The following is a 5,344-nucleotide window of genomic DNA, read 5'->3' on the forward strand; positions in this document are numbered from 1 at the left end:
GCAGGAGTAGTGCGTGTTGGGGCCCGCGGGGCGGGCAGTTTCATAGGGGAGCCGGCTGAAGTAAACGCTGACGGTGCGCGTGTGGCGCCGAAGACAGCGAGAAGTCCTGCCAGGGATTGAGACAGCGCCGGGCTTCGGTACCTGACCGATGAGCCATTGTGGCTCCCCGACTGGAGGACTTCTCTATGTCTGAAACCCTTGAAACACCTATGCCCGCGGCCGAGCAGCCTCAGCGTGACGAGAATGAGGTTCTCTTCACCGACCTTGGCATCGATGATCGTGTCCTCGCGGCGCTCCGCGAGGTCGGCTACGAGAAGCCGTCCCCCATCCAGGCAGCCACGATCCCGCTCCTGCTGGAGGGTCGCGACGTCGTCGGCCTTGCGCAGACCGGCACGGGCAAGACCGCGGCGTTCGCCGTGCCCGCCCTGTCGCGCCTCGCAGAGCTCCACGACCAGAACGGGCCCTCCCGCTCCACCCAGGCCCTCGTCCTCGCCCCGACCCGCGAGCTCGCACTCCAGGTGGCGGAGGCGTTCACCTCCTACGCGAAGCACCTCGACGACTTCACCGTCCTCCCGGTCTACGGCGGCTCCGCCTACGGTCCGCAGCTCGCGGGCCTTCGCCGTGGCGCGCAGGTTGTCGTGGGTACGCCCGGCCGCGTGATCGACCACCTCGACAAGGGCTCGCTCGATCTCTCGGACCTCCAGTACCTCGTGCTCGACGAGGCCGACGAGATGCTGCGCATGGGCTTCGCGGACGACGTCGAGAAGATCTTCCAGGAGACTCCCGAGGGCCGGCAGGTGGCGCTCTTCTCGGCGACCATGCCGTCGCAGATCCGCCGCATGTCGAAGCAGTACCTCAACGATCCCGAAGAGGTCACGGTCAAGTCGAAGACCACCACCGGGACCAATATCCGCCAGCGGTACGTGCAGGTGGTCGGCTCCCACAAGCTCGATGCGCTGACCCGCATCCTTGAGGTCGAGGATTTCGACGGCGTCATCGCCTTCGTGCGGACCAAGATGGCCACCGAGGACCTTGCCGACAAGCTCAAGGCGCGTGGCTTCCAGGCCGCGGCGATCAACGGCGACATCGCGCAGGCCCAGCGCGAGCGCACCGTCGAGGCGCTGCGTGAAGGCAAGATCGACATCCTCGTCGCCACCGACGTCGCGGCCCGCGGCCTGGACGTGGAGCGCATCAGCCACGTCGTGAACTACGACATCCCGCACGACACGGAGAGCTACGTCCACCGGATCGGCCGCACGGGCCGCGCCGGGCGCAAGGGCGATGCCATCCTCTTCATGACGCCGCGGGAGAAGTACCTTCTGCGCGCGATCGAGAAGGCGACCCATCAGGCCGTCGAGCAGATGTCCCTGCCCACGGCGGAGACGGTCAACTCGCTGCGCATGAGCAAGTTCGCCGACCAGATCACCGAGACGCTCGAGTCCGAGGACGTCTCGCTGTTCCGCGACCTCATTGCGTCCTACGAGGCAGAGCACAACGTGCCCGCCGCCGAGATCGCGGCCGCGCTCGCCGTCATGGTCCAGGGCGATGCTCCGTTCCTCGTCGAGGAGCTCCCGGTTCCCGACTTCGCAAAGCGTGGCGGGCGCGACGGCGCCCGAGAGGGCCGTGGTGACCGCGGCCAGGGCGGCCGCGGCTCGCGCGGCCCGTCCGAGGGCAGCGCCACCTACCGCATCGCCGTTGGCCGCCGCCAGCGGGTGCAGCCCGGCTCAATCGTCGGTGCACTCGCCAATGAGGGCGGCTTCAACTCGAGCGAGATCGGAGGGATCGACATCCGTTCGGACTTCTCGCTCGTGGAGCTCCCCTCGGAGCTCTCGAACGAGCAGTGGAAGGCCCTGTCGAAGACGCGGATCGGCGGCGAGCTCATCCGGCTCGAGCTGGACAAGGGCGGCCGGCCTGCCCGCGACGGCGACGACCGTGGCTTCCGAGGCGGCCCCCGTGGTGGTGGCGGACGCGACCGTGACCGCGGTCCTCGCGACGGCGACTGGGGTGGCCGCGGCGGCAGCCGTGGCGGCTTCGGAGGCGGTCATGAGCGCCGCGGCGGCGACTGGGGCGACCGCGGGTCGCGCGGCGGCTTCGGAGGGTCGCGTCGGACGGCGTCCGACGGCGGAGCGCGTCGTTTCGGCGGCAGCCGGGGCTGATTCAGTCCGCCCTCTCCTCAGATTGACAAATTTGTCACACGCTAGTGACATCTTAGTCGTGTCATGTGACTATTGATTTGGGGTGGGCATGGGTCCGGCTGCAGCCTGCTGGGGGGTGCAGCCGGACCCTTTCTTCGATTTGGCCGGGGGTCCCGGGTCCGGTAAAGTATCTGTCTGTTGCCCCCCTAGCTCAGTGGTAGAGCGCCATCTTGGTAAGATGGAGGTCACGGGATCGATTCCCGTGGGGGGCTCTCTGGCGGTGTAGCTCAGCTGGTTAGAGCGCACGACTCATAATCGTGAGGTCCCGGGATCGAGTCCCGGCACCGCTACGGCCTAAGGCCCCGGTTTTTTCCGGGGCCTTTGTCGTATCCTCGCAGCGTGCGGCGCACCTATTCGGTCCTGCTGTTGGCGCTGGTGGTCATCACGGGCGTCTCGGTGGTCGCGACCGCACCCCCGGCGCCGGCGTCTTCCTCGGCAGTCACGATGTTCTCTGTCACCCGTTTCGTGGCAGTGGGCGATTCGATCACGGTGGGGAACAGCCCGGCCTTCAGCGACGGGTTGACCGGCACGCTGTCCTGGGTGACCTACGCGAGATCCCGGAACCTCCTGTTCGCGGGAGGCTGGGCCGCTGGCGGGGCCACAACGCTGCGCATGGCGCAGAACATCCGCCCCGTGAAGGCTGATGTCCTGGTGATTCTCGCGGGAACGAACGATCTGGCCCAGGGCCTGCCCTTCTCCGAGACGGCCGCGGACCTGAACCGTATCGTTGCCGAAATCGGGGCGCCGCGGGTTGTCGTCTCGGCGATCCCTCCTCGAGACAGCGCGCCCACCGCGACGGCCGCGTTCAACGTGACTCTGCATGCCTTCGTCCTCTCGAGGGGCTGGGACTGGATCGACGCACCGTCGAGCCTGCGGGTGGGCGCCGTCTATGCCCCCGGAATGTCCCTTGACGGCGTGCACCCGACAGAGGCGGGAGCGGAGGCTCTGGGGAGGGCCTTTCAGGCGGCTCTGATCCGCTGATCCCGTTTGCCTGGCCGCTTTCTGGGAAGGTCACTCACGTGAGGCGGCTACACTGGCACACCGATGACCGTTACTAAAGCGTTACCTCCGCAGATTCTCCGTGCCCGCCTCGGCTACGTTCCGGCCCTCGACGGGCTCCGTTCGCTGGCCATCGCCTTGGTCGCCGTCTACCACGGGGTCATGCCGGCCCACTTCGGCGGTGCCGGCGGCGTGGATGTCTTCTTTGTCCTCTCCGGCTTCCTCATCACCACGCTCCTCCTCGAGGAGCACGAGGCGTCTGGGAGGGTGTACTTCCGCAGGTTCTACCTTCGTCGCGCCATCCGCCTCTACCCGCCTCTGCTGCTCATGCTCGCCGTGGTCTTCATCCCCATCACGCTCACGATGGGGATCAACACCGCTACGACCGGGTCCGGGCTCTCGCTGTTCTATCTCATGCCCATCGGGGCGGAATCGGGACTGACGTCGCTCTCCCCCTACGAGCACACGTGGTCTCTCGGCGTTGAGGAGTGGTTCTACTTCGTCTGGCCGCCTATCCTGCTGCTCCTGCTGAGGCGCCCCCGCCGGTGGGCTCCCATCGCGGCGTCCGCGGCCGCCGTCGTCCTCATCGCCGGCGCCTTCCTCGCCGAGGCGAGGACCGGGGAGGTCTCCTTCATCCTGCGGGCGGGCGGACTCATGGCGGGCTGCGCTCTCGCGCTGTTCCTTCGCGGATCGTCGTTCACGCCAGGCCGCTGGTTCGGTCCCGCGGGCCTCGCGCTGGTGGCGTTCGGAGTGCTGCATTCCTCGGTCGCGCCGTTCTCGACCTTGGATGTGGTGATCTCCGTTGCTGGCACGCTCCTGCTGATTGTGGCCCTCACGCGGGGACCCCGGGATCTCCTCCACCGAGCCCTGGCCGCGGAGCCCATGGCCTATGTGGGGCGCATCAGCTACGAGCTCTACCTCTGGCATTACCCGGTGCTGTGCCTGTTCGGTGTGCTGAACCGCTCGGACTGGCTCGAAGTGGGCTGGTTCGCGCTGCCGCTCTCGTTCGCGCTCGCGGTGGCCGCGCATTGGGCCACGCGGCCGGTCACGTCGCGCCTGCGCTCTAGGATGACCAGGTGGATTCCCGCCTGACCTATGGATGCATGGGTCTCGGGGGCGCCTGGGACGCGCCCGACTACGGAGCCGAGGAGATCGAGGCTGCTTCGTCCGCGGTCGAGGCCGCCCTGTCGATCGGCATCAGCCGCTTCGATCACGCCGACATCTACGGGCGCGGGAAGTCGGAAGCGGTGTTCGGGGAGCTGCTGGCGAGGGACTCTGGCCTGAGGGCCCGCATCCAGATCCAGAGCAAGGTCGGCATCCGGCTTGGCGAGGCGGGCGGGCTCGGCTCCTACGACCTGAGCGGGCAGGCGATCCTGGACGGTGTCGCCGGCAGCCTTCGTCGCCTCCAGACCGACTACCTCGACCTGCTGCTCCTGCACCGCCCCGATCCGCTGCTGGACCCGGCGGAAGTGGGTGACGCCGTCGGCCGCCTCCTCGAGGACGGCGCGATCCGGGCCATAGGGGTATCCAACATGTCCTCGGCGCAGTTGGAGCCCTGCAGGACCACCTTCCCGTGCTGCTCGCCGCCGATCAGCTGGAGCTGAGCCTTCACCATTACGGCTTCGTGGACAGCGCTGTGCTCGTCAACCACGAGGAGGGCGCCGCCGTCAGCTTCCCCCACGGCACGCTCGAGCACTGCCGGCGCCGGGGGATCGAGATCCAGGCGTGATCGCCCCTTGCCGGCGGCCGCTACACCGGCCGGCCGACGACGGAGCTCACCGAGGCGGATCGCAGGACTTCTGCGCTGGTCGCCGACCTCGCAGAAGCAAGCGGAACGACGCCGGAGGCGATCGTCCTCGGGTGGCTCATGCGCCCTCCGGCGGGCATCGTGCCCGTCATCGGCTCAGCGAACCCACGGCGCATCCGGGCGTGCGCGGAGGCCGAGGCTGTTGCCGGGGCGATGAGCCGCGAGGACTGGTTCGCCCTGTTCCAGACGGCGAGCGGAAAGCGGGTCCCCTAGACGCTGGCCGGGTGGGACCCCGGCAACTCGATTTCCAGCGCCCGCTCAGTGACATCATCGAGGGCCCGACGCACGGCCCCCAGCGCCACGGCCTCCCCTTCGAGGGCGGACACCTCGACCTCTGCGGGCG

At 68.3% G+C, this 5,344-nt stretch carries 5 protein-coding genes, 2 tRNA genes and 1 pseudogene; all 8 read left to right on the plus strand.

Annotation, left to right across the window (positions count from 1 at the left end; all coding sequences use genetic code 11):
• Positions 1-185 precede the first annotated feature (185 nt).
• On the plus strand, positions 186-2,156 hold the full coding sequence (locus ACTHL9_RS03880; RefSeq protein WP_440517456.1) for a DEAD/DEAH box helicase: 1,971 nt from the start codon (positions 186-188) through the stop codon (positions 2,154-2,156).
• Between the two features lie 179 nt (positions 2,157-2,335).
• A tRNA-Thr gene (locus ACTHL9_RS03885) sits at positions 2,336-2,407 on the plus strand.
• Between the two features lie 4 nt (positions 2,408-2,411).
• Positions 2,412-2,485, plus strand: a tRNA-Met gene (locus ACTHL9_RS03890).
• Positions 2,486-2,534: 49 nt separating this feature from the next.
• Positions 2,535-3,176 carry an SGNH/GDSL hydrolase family protein gene (locus ACTHL9_RS03895; RefSeq protein ID WP_440517458.1) on the plus strand — a complete coding sequence of 214 codons (642 nt, stop codon included), beginning with the start codon at positions 2,535-2,537 and terminating at the stop codon, positions 3,174-3,176.
• A 63-nt stretch (positions 3,177-3,239) separates the two neighbouring features.
• On the plus strand, positions 3,240-4,286 hold the full coding sequence (locus ACTHL9_RS03900) for an acyltransferase family protein (RefSeq protein WP_440517460.1): 1,047 nt from the start codon (positions 3,240-3,242) through the stop codon (positions 4,284-4,286).
• The gene (locus tag ACTHL9_RS03905; RefSeq protein WP_440517461.1) at positions 4,271-4,798 is read left to right on the plus strand and encodes an aldo/keto reductase; all 528 of its coding nucleotides are present in this window, start codon (positions 4,271-4,273) and stop codon (positions 4,796-4,798) included. The genes ACTHL9_RS03900 and ACTHL9_RS03905 overlap by 16 nt, the downstream gene beginning before the upstream one ends.
• On the plus strand, positions 4,768-4,923 hold the full coding sequence (locus ACTHL9_RS03910) for a hypothetical protein (protein ID WP_440517462.1): 156 nt from the start codon (positions 4,768-4,770) through the stop codon (positions 4,921-4,923). The genes ACTHL9_RS03905 and ACTHL9_RS03910 overlap by 31 nt, the downstream gene beginning before the upstream one ends.
• A 60-nt stretch (positions 4,924-4,983) precedes the next feature.
• Positions 4,984-5,214: pseudogene (locus ACTHL9_RS03915) on the plus strand (aldo/keto reductase); the annotation flags it as partial.
• Positions 5,215-5,344: the final 130 nt, after the last annotated feature.

Origin of the sequence: Sinomonas sp., assembly GCF_051955515.1 — a bacterium.
Taxonomy (GTDB): domain Bacteria; phylum Actinomycetota; class Actinomycetes; order Actinomycetales; family Micrococcaceae; genus Sinomonas.

Excerpts from the sequence above, each read along its gene's own strand:
- ACTHL9_RS03880 (WP_440517456.1), top strand. The coding sequence starts at position 186 with ATGTCTGAAACCCTTGAAACACCTATGCCCGCGGCCGAGCAGCCTCAG.
- ACTHL9_RS03900 (WP_440517460.1), top strand. The coding sequence starts at position 3,240 with ATGACCGTTACTAAAGCGTTACCTCCGCAGATTCTCCGTGCCCGCCTC.